Raw genomic sequence first — 280 nt, 5'->3', positions numbered from 1 at the left:
CTTGCTTCGATAAGTGATGCCGCGACTGTAGCTTTTCTCTCCACTGCTATGCAGGGAAGGCACCAGGCCAACATAGCTGCTTAATCGATCGATGCCTTTGAACCTTCTGATGTCACCCACTTCTGAGAGAATGCCTATTGCGATGAAAGGACCAACACCAGGAATGGAGCGAAGCAGATAATAGTCTTTGCGATAGTGCTTTCTTGCATAGCTTCTCAATTCATTGCAGATGTACAGATATTCTTTTTTCAGGAACTGATATTCATCCAACCTGCTTTTC

At 44.6% G+C, this 280-nt stretch carries 1 protein-coding gene; it reads right to left on the bottom strand.

What is annotated here, in order from left to right; all coding sequences use genetic code 11:
* The coding region (locus tag ACX9YW_RS22940; RefSeq protein WP_460351028.1) for a transposase at positions 1 to 270 on the bottom strand (270 nt) is incomplete at its 3' end.
* Positions 271 to 280 lie beyond the last annotated feature (10 nt).

The sequence above is a fragment of the Pseudoneobacillus rhizolycopersici genome, assembly GCF_054786815.1.
Note: the sequence above shows the minus strand (reverse complement) of the source record. Positions and strands in the feature narration are given on the sequence as shown.